Source organism: Gordonia sp. PS3, from assembly GCF_041950545.1.
GTDB classification, from domain to species: domain Bacteria; phylum Actinomycetota; class Actinomycetes; order Mycobacteriales; family Mycobacteriaceae; genus Gordonia; species Gordonia sihwensis.
Genome location: NZ_CP169524.1, coordinates 1,337,211 through 1,355,020, shown reverse-complemented (window position 1 = coordinate 1,355,020; position 17,810 = coordinate 1,337,211). Strand labels below are relative to the sequence as shown.

Annotated in this window: 12 protein-coding genes and 1 riboswitch; of the genes, 7 read left to right on the top strand and 5 right to left on the bottom strand. The window is 68.3% G+C overall.

The window, feature by feature from the left end:
* Positions 1-107 precede the first annotated feature (107 nt).
* A complete protein-coding gene (locus ACE11G_RS06225) occupies positions 108-857 on the top strand; it encodes an AraC family transcriptional regulator (RefSeq protein WP_062366595.1) in 750 nt (249 codons plus the stop codon).
* Here ACE11G_RS06225 and ACE11G_RS06220 read toward each other — a convergent pair.
* Complete coding sequence (locus ACE11G_RS06220; protein ID WP_375003948.1) at positions 847-3,885, bottom strand: hypothetical protein; 3,039 nt, start codon at positions 3,883-3,885, stop codon at positions 847-849. The genes ACE11G_RS06225 and ACE11G_RS06220 overlap by 11 nt on opposite strands.
* Before the next feature lie 225 nt (positions 3,886-4,110).
* Positions 4,111-5,481 carry an FAD-binding oxidoreductase gene (locus ACE11G_RS06215; protein ID WP_062366591.1) on the bottom strand — a complete coding sequence of 457 codons (1,371 nt, stop codon included), beginning with the start codon at positions 5,479-5,481 and terminating at the stop codon, positions 4,111-4,113.
* Positions 5,482-5,625: 144 nt separating this feature from the next.
* On the opposite strand from ACE11G_RS06215, the gene ACE11G_RS06210 reads away from it, so the two are divergent.
* Positions 5,626-6,453, top strand: a complete 828-nt coding sequence (locus ACE11G_RS06210) for an alpha/beta fold hydrolase (protein WP_375003947.1) — start codon at positions 5,626-5,628, stop codon at positions 6,451-6,453.
* A 69-nt stretch (positions 6,454-6,522) separates the two neighbouring features.
* On the opposite strand, the gene mgtA is transcribed toward ACE11G_RS06210, so the two are convergent.
* Positions 6,523-9,279 (bottom strand): magnesium-translocating P-type ATPase, encoded by a 2,757-nt coding sequence (gene mgtA, locus ACE11G_RS06205; RefSeq protein ID WP_375003946.1) that lies wholly within the window; start codon positions 9,277-9,279, stop codon positions 6,523-6,525.
* Positions 9,280-9,542: 263 nt separating this feature from the next.
* A riboswitch (M-box (ykoK) riboswitch) is annotated at positions 9,543-9,720 on the bottom strand.
* Between the two features lie 376 nt (positions 9,721-10,096).
* On the opposite strand from mgtA, the gene ACE11G_RS06200 reads away from it, so the two are divergent.
* Both ACE11G_RS06200 and ACE11G_RS06195 read left to right on the top strand, forming a co-directional pair.
* Positions 10,097-10,651, top strand: a complete 555-nt coding sequence (locus ACE11G_RS06200) for a S1 family peptidase (RefSeq protein ID WP_231875676.1) — start codon at positions 10,097-10,099, stop codon at positions 10,649-10,651.
* Positions 10,652-10,778: 127 nt separating this feature from the next.
* The gene (locus tag ACE11G_RS06195) at positions 10,779-11,123 is read left to right on the top strand and encodes a VOC family protein (RefSeq protein WP_062366754.1); all 345 of its coding nucleotides are present in this window, start codon (positions 10,779-10,781) and stop codon (positions 11,121-11,123) included.
* A 34-nt stretch (positions 11,124-11,157) separates the two neighbouring features.
* Here the strand turns inward: ACE11G_RS06195 and ACE11G_RS06190 are convergent, their stop codons facing one another.
* Both ACE11G_RS06190 and ACE11G_RS06185 read right to left on the bottom strand, forming a co-directional pair.
* Positions 11,158-11,658 (bottom strand): O-acetyl-ADP-ribose deacetylase, encoded by a 501-nt coding sequence (locus ACE11G_RS06190; protein WP_062366585.1) that lies wholly within the window; start codon positions 11,656-11,658, stop codon positions 11,158-11,160.
* 40 nt (positions 11,659-11,698) lie between these two features.
* Positions 11,699-12,184, bottom strand: a complete 486-nt coding sequence (locus ACE11G_RS06185) for a PPOX class F420-dependent oxidoreductase (RefSeq protein ID WP_062366583.1) — start codon at positions 12,182-12,184, stop codon at positions 11,699-11,701.
* Positions 12,185-12,296: 112 nt separating this feature from the next.
* Here ACE11G_RS06185 and ACE11G_RS06180 point away from each other — a divergent pair, with 112 nt between their 5' ends.
* The 3 genes from ACE11G_RS06180 to ACE11G_RS06170 are packed head-to-tail and all read left to right on the top strand — an operon-like array spanning position 12,297 to position 17,805.
* Positions 12,297-13,808 carry a DUF3375 domain-containing protein gene (locus tag ACE11G_RS06180; protein WP_006897831.1) on the top strand — a complete coding sequence of 504 codons (1,512 nt, stop codon included), beginning with the start codon at positions 12,297-12,299 and terminating at the stop codon, positions 13,806-13,808.
* Complete coding sequence (locus tag ACE11G_RS06175) at positions 13,805-14,404, top strand: DUF4194 domain-containing protein (RefSeq protein WP_006897832.1); 600 nt, start codon at positions 13,805-13,807, stop codon at positions 14,402-14,404. Before ACE11G_RS06180 ends, ACE11G_RS06175 begins: the two co-directional genes overlap by 4 nt.
* Positions 14,401-17,805, top strand: coding sequence for an ATP-binding protein (locus ACE11G_RS06170; RefSeq protein ID WP_006897833.1), 3,405 nt, complete (start codon positions 14,401-14,403; stop codon positions 17,803-17,805). Before ACE11G_RS06175 ends, ACE11G_RS06170 begins: the two co-directional genes overlap by 4 nt.
* The last annotated feature ends 5 nt before the right edge of the window (positions 17,806-17,810 follow it).

Here is a 17,810-nt window from a genome sequence, read left to right as displayed (position 1 = left end):
AGGCAAGACTAAGCTAATGGACCGAACGACCGGATTCGGTCCGGACGTGACACGATCTGCCGACCAACCTGACATGCCGGTCGCCGACACGATGAGAGGTGTGAACGATGGCCGAACGCGTACCGAGCCGCCTCGCGACCCTGGTCCCCGGCGCCGCTCCGAAGTTCCTGGGGCACGGAACGCACAGCCACCACCTCCCGCACCTCATCTACGTCGCGGCCGGTTCGGCGACACTCGACGTCGCCGGTGAGCAGGTATTGCTCGCGGACCAGGAGGCCGTGTGGCTGGCGGCCGACCTTCCGCATTCGGCGCGCTACTCCCCCGGCAGTCTGGTCCTGGGCCCGCTGCTGTCGCCGACGACCACCCCACCCGAGCCGGTGCATCGGCTCGGCTCGGTGCCCGCTCTCACCGCCGTGATGACCGGTGTGCTCGGGGCAGCGCCCTCGACCGCAGAACAGGTCGCGGTGTTCCGCGAGGCGATCGAGGAGGTCCTGGCCGGATTGAGCGGCCCGTACTTCGCCCTGCCGATGCCGCGACATCCGGTGGCGGCCGCGATCGCGGTGGAGGCACCGCTGTCGGCACGGCCGCTCGACGAACTCGCCGACCGGCACGGAACGAGCGTCCGGCACGTCCAACGCCTGTTCGTGTCAGAGACCGGGATCCCGTTCCGGCAGTGGCGAGTCCGCGCCCGGCTCAACGTGGCGATCGACCGCCTGCGCGCGGGCTCCTCCGTCCGCCGCGCAGCGCTCGCGGCCGGCTACGAGACCGCGTCGGGCCTGCAGAAGGCGCTGCGGCGTGAGGCCGGGGTGGACGCCGAATCGATTCGATCCGCTCGCCGCACACGACTCACTTCTTAGCGCGCACCCGGTCGAGCGCGTCCGAACGCACCGCCACCGCATTCGCGATCAGCAGGTCGGCGGCCACCATAGCCGGACAGTAGTCGGCCAGCGTGGCCCACATCGCGCGACCCTCGTCGGTCAGCACCGGCTGCTTGAGCCGGCCGTACGCCTGCAGGCGCCCGATGGCCGCGAACGCCAGCGATTGCATCGAGAGCAGCATCCAGGGATTGCTGATCGTGTCGACGCCGTCGAGCGCCTCGTTGCGCGCGGCGATCAGGTCGTACAGTTCGGGCGAGGCGCGGCGTACATCGCGCAGCGTCTTGTTCACGTACCGCGGCGCCTCCAGGCTGACCGGATCGGTCATCCACTCGGCGCGGCGATGGAAGGCCTCGATGGTCGCCGCGGTCCGCATGTCGAGATCGACCAGCGGGCCGGGAACGATGCGGAAACTTTCGAACAGCGACTCCACCTGCGCCCGTGCCATCGCGTCGACGGCCAGCACGTTCCGGTCGAAGACACCGGTCCGCGGGTCCTCCATGCGGCCGGTCGCGATCACCCGGAGCAGATCGTCGCCGCCGCGTGTGGCCAGGTAGGACTGCAACTCGTCGCGCTGCGGACTGGCCGGGTCGACGATGGCCGAGGTCGCGAGGAGGCAGCTGACGTACGGGTTCGGGTGGGCGCCGTCGTACGGCTCGGGTGCGGTGAACACGCTCTCGGCCAGTCCCGACCGGATCAGCAGCGCCGGGATGCGCGAGGGCGCCACCGGGCTGTCGCCGAGGGCGATGAGCGAGGCGGTGGGGTCCGCGGTCAACAACTCATCGGCCGGAGCCCCGACCGCCTCGATCGGTGCCGCATCGGGGGCGGGCGCCGCCACCTCCGCGGCCTGGACGGTGTCCAGACGCAGCCATTCGGCGGTGAGGGCGTCGGCGCCGGCTGCGGAGTCCGCCACCGGCGCCTGAGAGGTGGACGCCGAGCGCGCCACGCGGGCTACCTCCGCCTCCTCGGAATCTCCGTGCTCATCCTCGATCAACGCGACGAGGCTGCCCCGCAGAAGCCGTTTGGCGGCGTCGACGACCGACCTGGCCGCGAGGGTGAACTCAGTGCCCGCGCGGGAGTCGGCCGCCCATTCGCGGACGATGTCGCCGTCCCCGTCCAGCAGCGCGAACGACACGTCCACGGCGCCGGGCACCCGGACGGTGAGACGACCGGCACCGGCGTCGTCGACTCCGATCGTCGGCAGTGAGGTCTGCCAGGCCGATGGGTGGCCCGGATGCTCGAAGCGGATCTCGGCGTGCGGCGGACGGATCAGCAGCGGCAGATCGTCGTCGCCCGCATGGACGGTCGCGACGCGTTCGGTGTCACCGGGACCGAACGCCAGTTCGCCCTCGTCGATCTTGAGTCCGGTCTCGGCGACGAGTTCGCTCACCGATTCCGCGAGTCCGTCGGCCTGCGGCAGTCGGACGACGGGATCATGGGTCACCTCGAGCCCTTCGGCGAGCACCACCGTCAGTCGCCGATCGAGTCCGTACGAGTCGCCGGCGGCGATCTCGAACCGTCCCACCAGGGGTTCCTCGAGACCGTCGAACGGGTCGGCCGAGGTCACGTAATCGGCAGCGGCCCACGGATAGTCGATCAGCCAGTCCAGGTCGCCCGCTCGCCGCACGCGCACCCGCCACTCCTTGGTGTCGTCTCCGTCGTGCGCGGGCAGATCCACCAGCGGGCGTTCGCCGTAGACGGGATCGCCGTCTGCCGTGGTGACGCCCGCGATCGGCTCCGGGAGCGCGTAGGCCGGCGACTCCACCGGCAGGATCCGGCGCGTGCGCCCGGCTCTTCCATCGCGTTTCAGGGTCAGTTCGGTGTGCCCGGCAAGGTCGACGGTCCGCAGTTCCCAGCCCTCCCACGGGGCGGGCACGGTATCGGTCACGGCGATCTTCCTCCGTGTGCCCGAGACCAGGTCGGCGTCGCGCGGCATCAGGACGAGCACCTCTCCCGCCGGCAGCGACTCGAACCGCGAGATGCGACGGCCGTCGTCGGCGAACACGATGATCGGGTCGGCGGGATCGAACAGAGGTACCGAGCGTCGCACGCCGGTGTCGAGCCGGATCAGGACGCTCTCGCGCACCGCGACGCCGATCGGAAGTGCGATCGCCTCACCGGCCGGAACCGCGAGTTCCTCCGGGGCGTCGCCGGTCCACACCCGCCACACCGCGGCGTCGTCCCGCGCGGGAACCACGATCCGCACCTCGCCGTCGATCGCGTCGAAGCGGAGGTCGGGCGCGCGGTGGCGGCACAGGTCGCGCGCGGCGGCATCGTCGTTCAGGAAGGGAGTGCGCCGCACTCGGTCGAGCACCGATTCGAGCATCGCCCGCGGGAGATCCGCGGTGCCCGGAGTGATCGCGTCCGGCGTCCAGGTGTCCGGATGCACGACCGTCGCGAGCAGAAGTTCGCACAGGCGATTGAGAAGACCGACGGCCACCTCGGGGGCATGCTGCAGCAGCACGCGATAGTCGGCGGGCAGGGCGCGGCGCCGGTGCTCGAAGCCCTGCTCGGTGAGGCGTTCGAGAACGGCGACGCCGGTGGGCTCGTGCCCGGCTGCCACATGATCCTCGATCACCCCCACGAGCGCGTCCACCGTCGGCACGGTCGGACCCGCGTGGAGCTTCAGCAGCGGCACCACCGAGCTCTCGCGCAGCGACGGCACGTCGCGGAGCCCGCATTCGCGCAGCAGGTCGCCGATCAGCTGTCCGACCACCGTCTCGAACGCCGGATCCCGGTCGCGGCCGATGGCGTCCCAGAAGTCCGGCCAGTAGTCGTCCTTCGGGTCGGTCCGCAGCGCCGCGTGACCCACCAGCCCGGCGAGGGTCAGAGCGGGGAACCGCATCAGCAGGGCGATGTACGCCCCCGGCGGGATCTCCCCCATCAGGGCACCGATCTGGCCGCGGGCGCATCGATACTGTCGCGCGTCGAGGTCCGCGTCCAGCACCAGCCCGTCGGCGGTGAAAGCGTTCCGCAGCTCGGCTTCGAATCCGGTCGCACGATCAGTCACCGAAGTGGTCATTCGAGCGTTCTCACCACACCTTTTCGCAACGTCTACCGACCCCGGGGCAGGGCCGCACCAATGGGTGGCGATCAATTGGGGAGGCCACCGAGACAGACGGACATTACCCGGTGCCGAGAGCTTTCCCCGAACCCGCTTCGAGGTCTGTGTCCATGTTCACGCGGGCTTGACGAACGCCTCCCGGACACGCTCACCGTAAGTCGACTGATGGCGCTACGAGAGCATCACGCCGGGGTTCAAGAGCCCCTTCGGATCGACGGCCGACTTGATCATCTCCATCAGGTCCATGACGTCGTCGCCCACCTGGTCGCGAAGCCATCCCTTCTTGAGCCGGCCCACACCGTGTTCGCCGGTGATGGTGCCGCCGAGCGAGATGGCGAGGTCCATGATCTGGCCGAAGGCGCGGTTGGCGCGGGCGGTCTCCTCGGCGTCGGCGGGGTCGTGAACGATCAGCGGATGGGTGTTCCCGTCACCCGCGTGGGCGATCACCGAGATCAGCACGTCGTTCTCGGCTGCGATGGCGCCGACGCCGTCGATCAGATCCGGCAGGGCGGGCAGCGGCACGCCGACGTCCTCGAGCAGCAGCGCGCCGATCCGCTCCACCGCGGGGATCGCCGCACGCCGCGCGGCCGTGAACGCCTCCGACTCGACCGGATCCGACGTGGCGAAGACCTCGGCGGCCCCGCAGGCGCCGAAGGCCTCCTCGATCAGCGCCACCTCCGCCGCACCGGCGGGTCCCGGCGCGTCCGACTGCGCCACCAGCAGGGCGCCCGCCTCGCGATCGAGGCCCATCTTCAGCATGTCTTCGACGGCGTTGATCGAGACGCCGTCCATGAACTCGAGCATCGCCGGCCGGATCTGGGACGTCACCGCCAGCACCGCCTCGACGGCCGCCCGGACCGACCCGAACGAGCCCACGACGGTGCAGGCCGGAGCCTGTGGCGGCAGCAGTCGCAGTGTCACCTCGGTGACGATGCCGAGCAGGCCCTCGCTGCCGACGAACAGCTTGGTCAGTGGCAGGCCCGCGGAGTCCTTCAACTGCTTGCCGCCGAGCCGGAGCGCCCGGCCGTCGGCCAGGACCACTTCCAGGCCCAGCACATAATCGGTGGTGACCCCGTACTTCACGCAGCACAGCCCACCGGCGTTGGTCGCGACGTTGCCGCCGATGCTGCAGATCTCGAACGACGACGGGTCCGGCGGATACCAGAGCCCCTTCTCGGCCGCGGCCGCCTTCACCTCGGCATTCAGCATTCCCGGTTGGGTGACGGCGGTGCGGGTCGCGGTGTCGACGGTGAGCTGCCGCATCTTCTCGGTCGAGATCGTCAACGCGCCGTCGACCGCGGTCGATCCTCCCGACAGGCTCGTCCCAGCGCCCCGGGTGATGATCGGCACGTCGTGGGCCGCCGCCCATCTGACCGCCGTCTGCACGTGCTCGGTCGTCATCGGCCGCACCAGCGCTGCCGGTGTCCCCGCGTCCGGGTCGTTGGCGCGGTCGTATCGATAGGCGCTCAGCACGTCGGGGTCGGTGATCACCATCCCGCGGGGCAGCGACTCGATCAACGACGTCAGGTCCGGTGCAGTCATGGGTCCACGATAGGCAGCACCGGAGTGTGCGGACCGGTGAACGAACCCTTGACCGGGCCTCGGGCACCACATAGCGTTCGGCAGAGAGAGTTTTTCCGTTACCCGCGGTTACGTAAATTTCCGCGGCTTGCCTCGGGAGCAGTCATGGAGACCTTTTCGCGAGCCGGTTTCACCTTCGACGTCGCCGACACGGGCACCGCCGACAACGGCACAGTCGTTCTGCTGCACGGCTTTCCGCAGACCTCGCAGTCGTGGACCGGAGTATCGGAGCTGTTGAATCAGCGGGGCTACCGCACCATCGCGCCGGACCAGCGCGGCTACTCTCCCCGCGCCCGGCCGCGCAGGCGAGTCGAGTACCGCATCGGCGAACTCGTCTCCGACATCGAGTCCCTCATCATCCAGTCCGATGCGCGGCAGGTGCATCTGGTCGGCCACGACTGGGGAGCGCAGGTGGCGTGGATGCTGACCGCCACGCGACCGGACCTGGTCGCCACGCTCACCACCGTCTCGGTGCCGCATCCCGCGGCCTTCCTGAAATCGATGCTGCAGAGCGACCAGTTCCGCCGCTCCTGGTACATGGCCGCCTTTCAACCGCCCCGCCTGCCGGAACTGCTGATCGCCCGGAAACCCGAGTTCTTCGACCGCATGCTCGCCGCGACCGGCATGGACGATCAGATGATCGCCGACACCCACCGGCAGATCATCGACTCGGGGGCACTGACCGGCGGCCTGAACTGGTATCGCGCGCTTCCGTTCGGCCGCCCCGGCGCTCTGGCGCGCCGCATCACCGTGCCGACCACTCACGTGTGGGGCGCAGGCGACACCGCGTTGGCGCGCCGCGGCGCCGAGCTGGCCGGAGACTACGTCGACGCCGACTTCCGGCTCCGGATCCTCGAACACGCCAACCACTGGATCCCCGAACAGAACGCCGCCGAACTGACCGAGATCATCCTCGACCGGATCGAGAACTGAGAACTGTGAAAACTTTGGCTCCCGGAACGGTGTGAGAGACCGTTCCGGGAGCCAAAGTTTCTGCCGCGGTCAGATCCACGCACCGTATCGGCGCACGAACATCCGCTTCGCCACTTGCGTCACGACGCAGTAACCGACCAACGTGACGATCAGCCACGGGAAGTACGACCACGGCAGCGGCACCAGACCCAGGCCCTGACCGAAGCCGGTGAAAGGCAGGACCAGTCCGAACACGCAGACTGCGGCAGTGGCGAGCACCACCGGGAGTCCGGCCCGGGACTGGACGAACGGAACCCGGCCGGTCCGCAGCAGATGCACGATGAGCGTCTGCGAGATGATCGACTCCACGAACCAGCCGGACTGAAACAGCGCCGCGTGAACCGGTGAGTTCGCCGCGAAGACGAACCACATCAGCGCGTAGGTCGTGATGTCGAAGATCGACGACAACGGACCGATCCGCACCATGAACCTCCCCAGTCCGCGGCTCTCCCACTTGCGCGGACGCGCCAGGTCCTCCGAGTCCGCGCGATCCCACGGCAGAGTGAGCATCGCGAGGTCGTAGGCCAGGTTCTGCACGAGCACCACGATCGGAATCATCGGGATGAACGGGAGCAATGCGCTGGCGACCAGCACCGAGAACATGTTGCCGAAATTCGACGACGCCGTCATCTTGATGTACTTCATGGTGTTCACGAAGGTCCGCCGGCCCTCGATCACTCCCGATTCGAGAACTGTCAGGTCCTTCTCCAGGAGAATGATGTCGGCCGATTCCTTGGCGATGTCGACCGCCGTGTCCACCGAGATTCCGACATCCGCGGTCCGCAGAGCGGGCGCATCGTTGATGCCGTCGCCCAGGAACCCGACGGTGTGTCCCCGCGTCCGCATCGCCTCGACGATCCGCGCCTTCTGCGTGGGGTTCACCTTCGCGAACACACTGGTGCGCTCGGCGAGTTCGGCGAGCTCCTTCAGGGACAGGTCGTCGATTTCGGCGCCGCTCACCACCCGCCGGGCGTCGACGCCGACCTTCCGGCAGACGGTGGCGGCCACCATCGGGTTGTCGCCGGTGATCACCTTCACCGCCACGCCGCGTAGCCGCAGACTGGTGATCGCCGCCGCGGCCGAATCCTTCGGCGGGTCGAGGAACAGCAGGAACCCGACGAGCGTCATGCTCGCCTCGTCGTCCTTGGTGTACTCGTTCTCGGTGAGACCGCCCTCGGGGTGGTCACCGCGTTCTGCGACGACCGACCGGACGGCGACGGCGAGCACGCGCATTCCGAGCGCATTCTGTTCCGCTACCAGATCGTCGAGTTCGGTGCGGCGCTGGACGGTCAGCGGCAGTTCGGTCCCGTCGCGACGTTCGGCGACGCACCTGTCGAGCAGTTCTTCCACGGCCCCCTTGGTGACGATCAGGTGCGACAGTCCGTCGTCCACCACCACCGACAGCCGCCGGCGCTCGAAATCGAACGGAATCTCATCGACGAGGGTGTACTCGCGTTCGATGCGGCGCACGATCCGCGAGCCGGCCGAATCGAGCACCGCATCGTCCAGCAGATTCCGCAGCCCCGTCTGAAAGTGTGCGTTGACCGCCGCGTACCACAGCGGATCGTCACTGTCGTTCGCCGTGACGTCGATGTGCCGCTCCAGAACGATGCGGTCTTCAGTGAGCGTTCCGGTCTTGTCGGTGGCCAGCACATCCATCGCGCCGACGTTCTGGATGCTGCCGAGCCGCTTGACGATCACCTTCCTCCGCGCCATGAAGTTCGCGCCCTTGGCGAGGTTCGCGGTCACGATCAGCGGAAGCATCTCCGGCGTGAGTCCGACGGCGGTCGTGACGCCGAACAGGAATGCGGTGGTCCAATCCTTGGTCAGTCCGTTGATCACGAACACCACCGGCACCATCACCAACATGAACCGGATCAGCGTGTAGCTGACCTTCTTGATCCCGACGTCGAAAGCGGTCTCCGGTCGCTCACCGACGATAGCCTTCGACATCGAGCCGAAATAGCTGTTCCTTCCCGTTCCGAGGACGACGGCGGTGCCCGATCCCGACACCACGGAAGTGCCCATGAAGGCCAGGTTGGGGGCATCGAGCAGGTCTGCTGCCGTCACCTCGACGACCTGTTCGGCGGTCTTCTCGGCGGGCAATGCCTCGCCGGTGAGCATGGCCTCGTTGATCTGGAGGTCGTTGACCGCGATCAGCCGCACGTCGGCCGGGATCATGTCGCCCGCCGCGAGCCGGACGATGTCTCCCGGCACCAGGTGCTCGACCGGGAGTTCCTCGGTCACCGCGACTCCCCGCCGGTTCCGGGTGACCGCCGCCGTCGTCCGGACCATCGCCTTGAGGTTCTCGGCCGCCCTCCCCGACCGGTACTCCTGCCAGAACCGCAAGATCGCGCTGACCAGGACCATCGCACCGACAGTGACGACGCCGGTGTAGTCACGGCCGCCGGCCGGATCGGCGAAGACTACATCGGTGAACACCATCACGACGGCCAGGAATACGAGGATCGCAATGAAGGGGTTGACGAAGGCGCGAGCGAATTGCACGACCACCGGCGCGGGCCTGTCATGATCGAGTTCATTGGCGCCGTAGCGGAGTCGGCGTGCACCGACCGCCTCGTCGACGAGGCCGTCGAGCGAGGTCGACTGCGCGGAAAGCACCGCGTCTGCGGTGCCGGTGGCGGCGTCGAGCAACGCTTGCACGCGCGTGGAGTCGATGGTGCTGGTCGTGGCCTGCCGGCGCACGTCGGCGCCGGATGGCCGGCTGTCGTGCGAGTGCTCGGCGCGTCGGCCGAGCACGTCCAATGGAGTGCTGAAATTCTGCATGAGGAATCCCCGGTGATTCGGGCACGACGGAGCCCCGCGCTGCCTGGGGCAGCGCGGTTCTCCACGCCAGTGCGAGGTGAAAGGAATGGGACGGTGACCCGGGCAGGACCGTTCTCAGCGGCCGTCGCTACGAGAGCCGAGGCCGGTCGGCCTGCGCGGGTACGGCAATCGACTACTTCCGTCGTCGCTCACGGCCGATCACCTCCTCACGCTCGGCATACACGACGCGCACGAGGAGGCCGGAACCACGGAGATGGATCGACGAACGACTTCCACGTAAGAGCTTCGGCACTGCACGACGTGTCCGTCCGCGGGAGCGGACGGAAGCCACTTCGGGTCAACCCTTAATCCGGGAGGACCTGTCCTAACCTTGGGCGTCTCTCGACGTCGTGAGATCAGTGGCCTGTGTTCGTGCAGGAGCTTCGCCTAACGAAGTGCTTGCCCGACCATTGTGCGTCGCTACACGTGACACCGCAACTCGAGCGGCGCGCCGGAGGCGTTGTTCTCGGCGAATCCGGCAGATCCGCGTTTTGAGTTCGGCCCGCTGCTGTGCTGGACTGACTCCGGATTCGGCATATCGTCGCAATTCCATTGCGGGGGAAGGCTGTCGGCCTTCGGTACCGGCACTGCGCCGTGTCGCGGCGTCGGTCGACTACCCGATCGGCACATTCTGGGGAGGATGAATGAAGAGACTTCGTACAGCGGTGATCGCGATCGGCGCTGCCGCCGTCGCGCTGAGCCCGGCCGCGGTCGCGCACGCCGCGCCGGCCGCCGCCGTCGGAGGCGGGAGCGGCATCGTCATCGACAATCGGTCGCTGTGCACGGTGACCGCGTCGGTCACGACCGCGGCGGCAGGCTGGTCGGCCTCACCGCCGGCCACTGCGGCGATGTCGGCGACGCGGTCAGCCTCGAGCGCAACCGCCGGGCCGGCACCATCGGCCGGATCGTCACCAAGAGCAAGGGCTGGGACGTCGCCGTCATCCGCCTCGATCCGGCACGCGTCCGCGCGGTCCGCACCGTCGGGCACGCCCGGATCACCGGCGTCGGCGTCTATCCGCAGCCGTTCAGCAATGTCTGCAAGGCCGGTCGCACCACCGGATTCACCTGCGGTCCCACTCTGCTGGTGAACGGCTCGCGAAGCTACAGCTACGTGTGTTCGGCACCCGGCGACTCGGGCGGGCCGATCATCGAACGCGGACGCGTCGTCGGGATGCTGAACGGCTCGCTGCGTCTGGCCGGCCCCGGCACGTCGATCGCGTGCGTCGATCCGGCACTGCCGGTCTACACGCCGATGGCGGCCACGAAGATGACCGACATTCTGCGGTCGCTCAACGCCAGCGGTCTCGTCGGCGCGGGATTCCGTACAGTCTGACGCCGGAGCCCACCGCCGGAGCGGACCGATTCTCACGGATCGGTCCGCTCTCGCCGTCTCGGCGGGCGCGAGTACTAACGTCGAAGCCGAGGGTGACGCCGAACCGAGGGAGCCGACTGTGCGCACCATGAAGATCAGCACCAGCATCCCGGTCGACGACGTCGACCGCGCCAAGTCGTTCTACACCGACTTCCTCGGCTTGCGCGAGGAAGAGTTCAACATGGGCTGGGTCGCCCGCTGCACCGACCCCGATTCCGGCGCGCACGTCCAACTCGTCTCACGCGACAAGACCGCCCCGGTCGATTCGGCACTGTCTGTGCACGCCGACGACGTCGACGCTGCCTACGCCGAGGCACAGGCGGCCGGATACGAGATCGTCTACCCGCTGACCACCGAGGAATGGGGTGTCCGCCGGTTCTTCGTCCGTGCACCCGACGGAACCGTGCTGAACATAGTTCAGCACCGTGACTGAACCGGGACCCCGGAAGCGCCGCAACCGCGGATGCTCAGTGCGCGACGGCCTCGCGCAGCAGTTGTTCGAGCGCGCCGTCGAACGCCACGAGCAGCACCGACGACACCCCGGTCGGCGTCGCACGGACCGTCTGCACCGCCGCCGCGGCGGCGTCGTACTTGGGCCACCCGTACACACCGGCACTGATCAGCGGAAATGCGACGGTCGCCGCCCCCAGCGTGTCGGCTACTTCCAGCGACCTGCGGTAGCACGACTCCAGCAGCGACCGATCCCTCTGTCCCGCTGCGTAATTCGGCCCCACGGTGTGGATCACCCATCGCGCCGGGAGATCGCCCGCGGTGGTGTGTCCGGCATCGCCGGTCGCGAGGCCGTCCGGAAACCGTGCGATGCAGTCACGCAGGATCGCCGGCCCGCCGGCGCGATGTATCGCGCCGTCCACACCCCCGCCGCCCCGCATCGCGTTGTTGGCCGCGTTGACGATCGCGTCCACGTCGAGGGTGGTGATGTCCGCGCGCACCACGTCGATGCTCGCCATCGTCTCCTCCGTCTCCTCAGTGTCCTCAGTTCCCGTGTCCTCAGTTCTCCGCGGCGTCCAGCCGGTCCGCGACCTCCTGGGGGAAGCCACCGGTCGCGATGGGCCCCCACCGCTGCGGCGTGATCCGGATCAGGGACTTGTTCTGCAGCCGCATCGCCGCCCGGTACTCGTCCCAGTCCGAGTGCTCACCGGCGATGCTGCGGAAGTAGTCCACGAGGGCGTCCTCGGCCTCGGGCATGTCCAGGACCTCGGCCGTCCCGTCGATCTGCACCCACGCATCGTTGAAGCTCTCCGAGAGCACCAGAACGCTGACGATCGGGTTCCTGCGCGCGTTGGCGGTCTTCGCCCGGCCCGGATACGTCGCGATGACGATCCGGCCCTGATCGTCCACTCCCGCGGTGACCGGTGACATCTGCGCGGTGCCGTCCCGCCGCGTCGTCGAGAGGATCATGTGATGCCGCGATCGGGCGAAGTCGAGGACTTCGGGCAGGGTCACAGAGGTATTGGTTGCGATGGTGCGTGCCATGTCGCCGAGGGTAGTCCGAGCACTGCGCTCCGGACAGGGCTCGGCGATCATCGGTCCGGCGGCGCCGCCACCGTGAGCCCGCCCACGCTCCGGACCCCGCTACCCTGACCCAGTGCAATTCGACGAGATCGTCGCCGTCCGGAGGAGCAATGCTGCCTGGCGACTGCTGAGGGCCGACAACGCGCCGTTGCTGCTGTCGTTCCTGGGACGGGTCTTCGTCGACGACAACGTCCGCGAGATCTCGGAGTCGGCACTGGTCAGCCTGCTCGACGAGGAGTTGTACTCGTTGAACGAGCGGCTCGGCGAGGGAACCTATCCGCGATCGCCGAAGGCCTACCTCGACGAGTGGTCGGCCGCCGATACTGCGTGGCTGCGCAAGTACTACGTGATCGAGAGCGACGAGCCGCACTACGACGCGACCCCGGCGGTCGAGCGCGCCGTGGCCTGGGTCCGGTCGCTGCGCGACCGCGACTTCGTGGGCACCGAGTCACGTCTCAAGACCGTGCTGGAACTACTGCGGCAGATCGTCTACGGCACCACCACCGACGCCGAGGTCCGGCTCGCCGAACTGCGCCGCCGTCGCGCCGAACTCGACGCGGAGATCGAGGCCGCCGAGCGGGGCGAGTTCCAGGTCCTCGACGCCACCAGCCGACGGGAGCGCTACCAGCAGTTCGCCGACATCGCCCGCGCGCTGCTCTCCGACTTCCGTGAGGTGGAGACCAACTTCCGCACCCTCGACCGCCAGATGCGGGAGCGCATCGCCACCTGGCGCGGCACCAAGGGCGAACTGCTCGACGAGATCGTCGGCAGCCGAAACGTCATCAGCGACTCCGACCAGGGCCGCAGCTTCCAGGCCTTCTACGACCTCCTGCTCTCCGCCGACCGACTCGACGAGCTCGACGAACTGGTCCGGCATGCGCAGGGCCTCGACGAGGTCGCCGACTCCGACATCCGGCTCACCAACATCCACCACGACTGGCTCGACGCCGGAACCCGCGCGCAGGACACGGTCCGCCGGCTGTCGGAGCAGCTGCGCCGCTTCCTCGACGACCAGGCGTGGCTCGAGAACCGCCGCGTCATGGACCTGCTGCGGAGCATCGAGTCGTCGGCCTACGCCATCCGCGACCGCCGCGTCGACGACTTCGCCCAGGAGATCGACTCCCCGGCACCGAGCGTGAATCTGCCCCTCGAGCGTCCGCTGTACCGTCCCGCCGCGGCGGTCGAGGTCGCCAGCGAGGGCATCGAGGAGGGCGAGGCTCAGGGGGCCTCGGAAGCGCTGTTCGAGCAGATCCACGTCGACCCCGCGCCGCTGATCGACGGCGTCCGACGGGCGCTGCGCCGCTCCGGCCAGGTCACGCTCGCCGAAGTCCTCGCCGAACGTCCCCTCGAACAGGGGCTCGCCGAACTGGTCACCTATCTGTCTCTCACCGACGACGGCTTCGGGAAGGTCTTCGACGAAAGCGCCGACGAGACGGTCTCGTGGACTGACGAGAGCGGTGGCCGCCGTGTCGCTCGCGTCCCGCGCGTGATCTACACCCGGCCGTCCCCTACCGCGAGCCCCACCGCGGGCCCCACCGTGAATCCGACCGCCGACCCCACCGCCCCCGACCAGGAGACTCGATGAGCCGCCCCGTCCCCCGCGACGAGCTGAACCTCTCGCTCGCGGTCACCTCGCTGATGAAGGGCGTCGTCTACCGCGACACCGCCGAGACCGCCTGGCGCCACGTCCTCGGCCTGGCCGCGCAGGTGAGCGATTACGTCGCCACGCTCGGTCTCACCGTCGTGATCGACGAGGCCGAGGGATATGCCTTCCTGCGGTCCAAGAGCGACGACGAGCTGGCCGACCTCGGGATCGGGCGTCTGGTCGCCCGCCACCAACTGCCGCTGCATCCGTCGTTGCTGCTGGCCCTGTTGCGCAAGAAGCTCGCCGAGCACGACACGTCCGATGCGGGCAACCGTCTGATCGTGACCGGTGCGCAGCTGCGTGAAATGGTCAGCCCCTTCTTCCCCGCCACCACCAACGAAGCTCGGATCGCCGACCAGGCGGACACCGCGATCCGGCGCGTCGTCGAACTCGGCTTCCTGCGCCGCATGCCCGGCCAGGACGGCGAGTACGAGGTCCGGCGGGTCATCAAGGCCTACGTCGACGCCCAGTGGCTGTCGGATCTGGACGCCCACCTGGCCGAGTACGCCGAGATCGCCACCGAGGAGCGACGATGACCGGACTGTTCGCGCCCACCGAACTCGAGAACGCCGATTCGGCACGGTCGGGATTCCGGCTCCAGCGCTTCCAGGTGCTCAACTGGGGCACCTTCGACCAGCGTGTGTGGACGCTGGTGCTCGACGGCCAGAACGGATTGCTCACCGGCGACATCGGGTCCGGCAAGTCGACGCTGGTCGACGCCCTGACCACGCTGCTCCTGCCGGCCCACCGGGTGGCCTACAACAAGGCCGCGGGCGGCGAGTCGCGCGAGCGCGACCTGCGCTCATACGTTCTGGGCTACTACAAGTCCGAGCGCAACGAGGTGACCGGCGCGTCGCGTCCGGTGGCACTGCGCGGGATGTCGAACTATTCGGTGATCCTCGGCGTCTTCCACAACGAAGGCCACGACGAGACGGTCACGCTGGCGCAGGTGTTCTCGATGCGGCACGACAGCGGCCAGCCCGAGCGGTTCTTCACCGTCACCGACCGCGCCCTGGACATCGCCACCGACTTCGCCGACTTCGGCTCCGACCTGCGCGCCCTCCGCAAGCGCCTCAAAGACGGCGACACCCGCATCCACGAGCACTTCCCGGAGTACGGGCGCGATTACCGGCGGGCGCTCGCCATCCGCTCCGAGCAGGCCATGGAACTGTTCCATCAGACCGTGTCGATGAAGGCGGTCGGCAACCTCAACGACTTCGTCCGCGACCACATGCTCGAGCCGTTCGACTCCAGCGGATGGGTCGACACGATGGTCTCGCATTTCGAGGACCTGACCGCCGCCCACGACGCGGTGGTCCTGGCACGCACTCAGCTCGAGGAACTCGGACCGCTGCTCGCCGACGACGACCGCTACCGCCGTCACGTCGAGATGGCCGCCGAGCTCAAGGCCCGGCGCGGCGCCCTGCGCCACTACTTCGCCCAGCAGCGCCACGACCTTCTCGCCGGTGAACTGGAGAACCACAACCGTGACCTCGCGGCCACCCGCGCGGCGCTCGAAGCGGTCGACCGTGATCTGGCCGACCTGCGGATCGGCCTGCGGGAGCTGGAGCTGCGCCAGGCGGGTCTCGGCGGCACCGACATCGCGGCGCTCGAACAGCAGATCGTCGACGCTGCGCGCCAACGCGAGGAACGCGCCGCGGCACACGAGCGGTACACCCGGATGATCGAGGACGCCGGGCTGGCGCCGGTCTCCGACCGCGGACAGTTCGAACAGCGCCGCACCGAGGTCGCGGACGCCGTCGAGGCGCTGGACGCCGAGGCCGCGGAGGTCGACAACGCGCTCAACGAGGTCCGGTACAGCCGCAGGCAGTTGGACGGCGAGGGGCGGCGCGTCGCCGGCGAGATCGCCAGCCTGCGCGGGCGGACCAGCAATATCCCCGAACGCAATCTGCGGATCCGCGAGCTGATCTGCCAGGGCGTCGGCCTTCCGCACGACGAGCTGCCGTTCGTCGGCGAACTCATCGGCGTCCGCGCGGACGAGAGCCGCTGGGAGGGCGCCGCCGAACGGGTGCTGCGCGGCTTCGGCCTGTCCCTGCTGGTCGCCGCCGACCTGTACGACGAGGTCTCGGCATGGATCGACGCGAATCATCTGGGCGGGCGCGTCGTCTACTTCAAGGTGTCCGATCACGTCTCGTCGAAGGGTGCGCCGACGCCGCCGCCGACCGCGCTCGCACACAAGATCGACATCAAGGAGGGACGCTTCGAGACCTGGCTGGAACGCCGGCTGTTCGAGCGGGCCCGGCATGTGTGCGCCGAGACGCTCGAGGAGTTCCGCGCCGCGGACTACGCGGTGACGGTCAACGGGCAGGTCCGCTCCGGCGGCGGGCGGCACGAGAAGGACGATTCCCAGCGGGTCGACGACCGTCGGAACTTCGTCCTCGGCTGGAGCAACGAGCAGAAGATCACCGCGCTCTTCACCGCCGGCCAGCGGGTGCAGGACGACCTCAACCGGGTCGATCAGGAGATCGCCGATCTCGAGGATCGGCGGCGAGCCCTGATGGACCGCCGCAATGCGCTCACCGGTTTGGACGCCTACCCGAGCTTCGATGTCATCGACTGGATGAGTTCGGCGGCCCGGATCGCCGAAATCACCGAGCGCAAGACCGAGCTCGAGCATTCCTCGACCGAACTCGCGGAAGTCACCGACGCCGTCGCCGCCACGCGCGAACAGCTGTCGGCCGCCGACGCGACTCGAGACGGATTGCGCGACAAGGTCTCCCGCCTGGAGATGGCGCGCGATCAAGGAGAGAAGGCGCGCAATGCGGCGCAGGCGGTGCTCGCCGAACCGGAGTTCGCCGAGGCCGAAGCCTACTTCGAAGCGATCGCCGAGGCGGTCCAGGCCTACCGAGCCAAGGTCGACGGCGGTGCCGACCAAGTGCTCACCGTCGCCGAATGCGCAGAGTTGGAGGCGTCGCTGACCGAGAAGCTCACGGACGAATCCGAGCAGCACACGAGCCGTGCGGGAACGTACGAGACGCGTGTGGTGAACCGGATGTCGGAGTTCAACCGCAACCATCCGGTTCTCACCACGGAGTTCGACGCGGACATCGCATCGGCCGACGAGTACCGCGAGTTGCATCGTCGGCTGGCGGAGGACGATCTCCCCCGCTTCGAATCGGAGTTCAAGAACTATCTGAACACCAATGCGATCCGCGACATCGCGATCTTCGCCGCCAAGCTCAACAAAGAAGTCCACCAGATCCACTCGAAGATCGACACGATCAACGAGTCGCTGGCCGGGATCGAGTACAACCCGGGACGCTACATCCGGCTCGACGTGAATCCAACGGCCGCGCAAGACATTCGGGAGTTCCGCGCCGATCTGCGCAAGTGCAGTGACGGTTCCTTCGATTCCGGCGGCGACGATCAGTACGCCGAGGAGAAGTTCCTCCTCGTCAAGGCTCTGGTGGAGCGCTTCCGCGGCCGCGAGGGTTTCACCGACCTCGATCGCAAGTGGACCGAGCAGGTCACGGACGTGCGCAACTGGGTCACCTTCGCGGCGTCGGAGCGATACCTCGACGGCGACGGGGAGTACGAGAACTACACCGACTCCGACGGCAAGTCCGGCGGCCAGAAGGAGAAGCTCGCGTACACGATCCTGGCCGCATCGCTCGCCTATCAGTTCGACCTCAAGTGGGGAGCCACCCGCTCGCGCGATTTCCGTTTCGTGGTGATCGACGAGGCCTTCGGCCGGGGCTCGGACGATTCGGCCCGTTACGCGCTGTCGCTGTTCGCGCGCCTCGGCCTGCAGTTGCTGATCGTCACGCCGCTGACGAAGATCTACACGATCGAACCCTTCGTCTCCGCGGTCGGATACGTGGAGAACCGCGGCGGCAGCTACTCACAGCTCCAGTGCCTCACCATCGAGCAGTACCGCGAGAAGCGTGCGGTGCGGGAGTTGGTGCACGAGGCCTGAGTCGG

What these genes read in the sequence shown, in the direction of transcription:
- ACE11G_RS06225 (WP_062366595.1), top strand. Translation starts at nt 108, where the DNA reads ATGGCCGAACGCGTACCGAGCCGCCTCGCGACCCTGGTCCCCGGCGCC.
- ACE11G_RS06170 (WP_006897833.1), top strand. Translation starts at nt 14,401, where the DNA reads ATGACCGGACTGTTCGCGCCCACCGAACTCGAGAACGCCGATTCGGCA.
- ACE11G_RS06210 (WP_375003947.1), top strand. Translation starts at nt 5,626, where the DNA reads ATGGAGACCTTTTCGCGAGCCGGTTTCACCTTCGACGTCGCCGACACG.
- ACE11G_RS06195 (WP_062366754.1), top strand. Translation starts at nt 10,779, where the DNA reads ATGAAGATCAGCACCAGCATCCCGGTCGACGACGTCGACCGCGCCAAG.
- ACE11G_RS06185 (WP_062366583.1), bottom strand. Translation starts at nt 12,184, where the DNA reads ATGGCACGCACCATCGCAACCAATACCTCTGTGACCCTGCCCGAAGTC.
- ACE11G_RS06190 (WP_062366585.1), bottom strand. Translation starts at nt 11,658, where the DNA reads ATGGCGAGCATCGACGTGGTGCGCGCGGACATCACCACCCTCGACGTG.
- ACE11G_RS06215 (WP_062366591.1), bottom strand. Translation starts at nt 5,481, where the DNA reads ATGACTGCACCGGACCTGACGTCGTTGATCGAGTCGCTGCCCCGCGGG.
- ACE11G_RS06175 (WP_006897832.1), top strand. Translation starts at nt 13,805, where the DNA reads ATGAGCCGCCCCGTCCCCCGCGACGAGCTGAACCTCTCGCTCGCGGTC.
- mgtA (WP_375003946.1), bottom strand. Translation starts at nt 9,279, where the DNA reads ATGCAGAATTTCAGCACTCCATTGGACGTGCTCGGCCGACGCGCCGAG.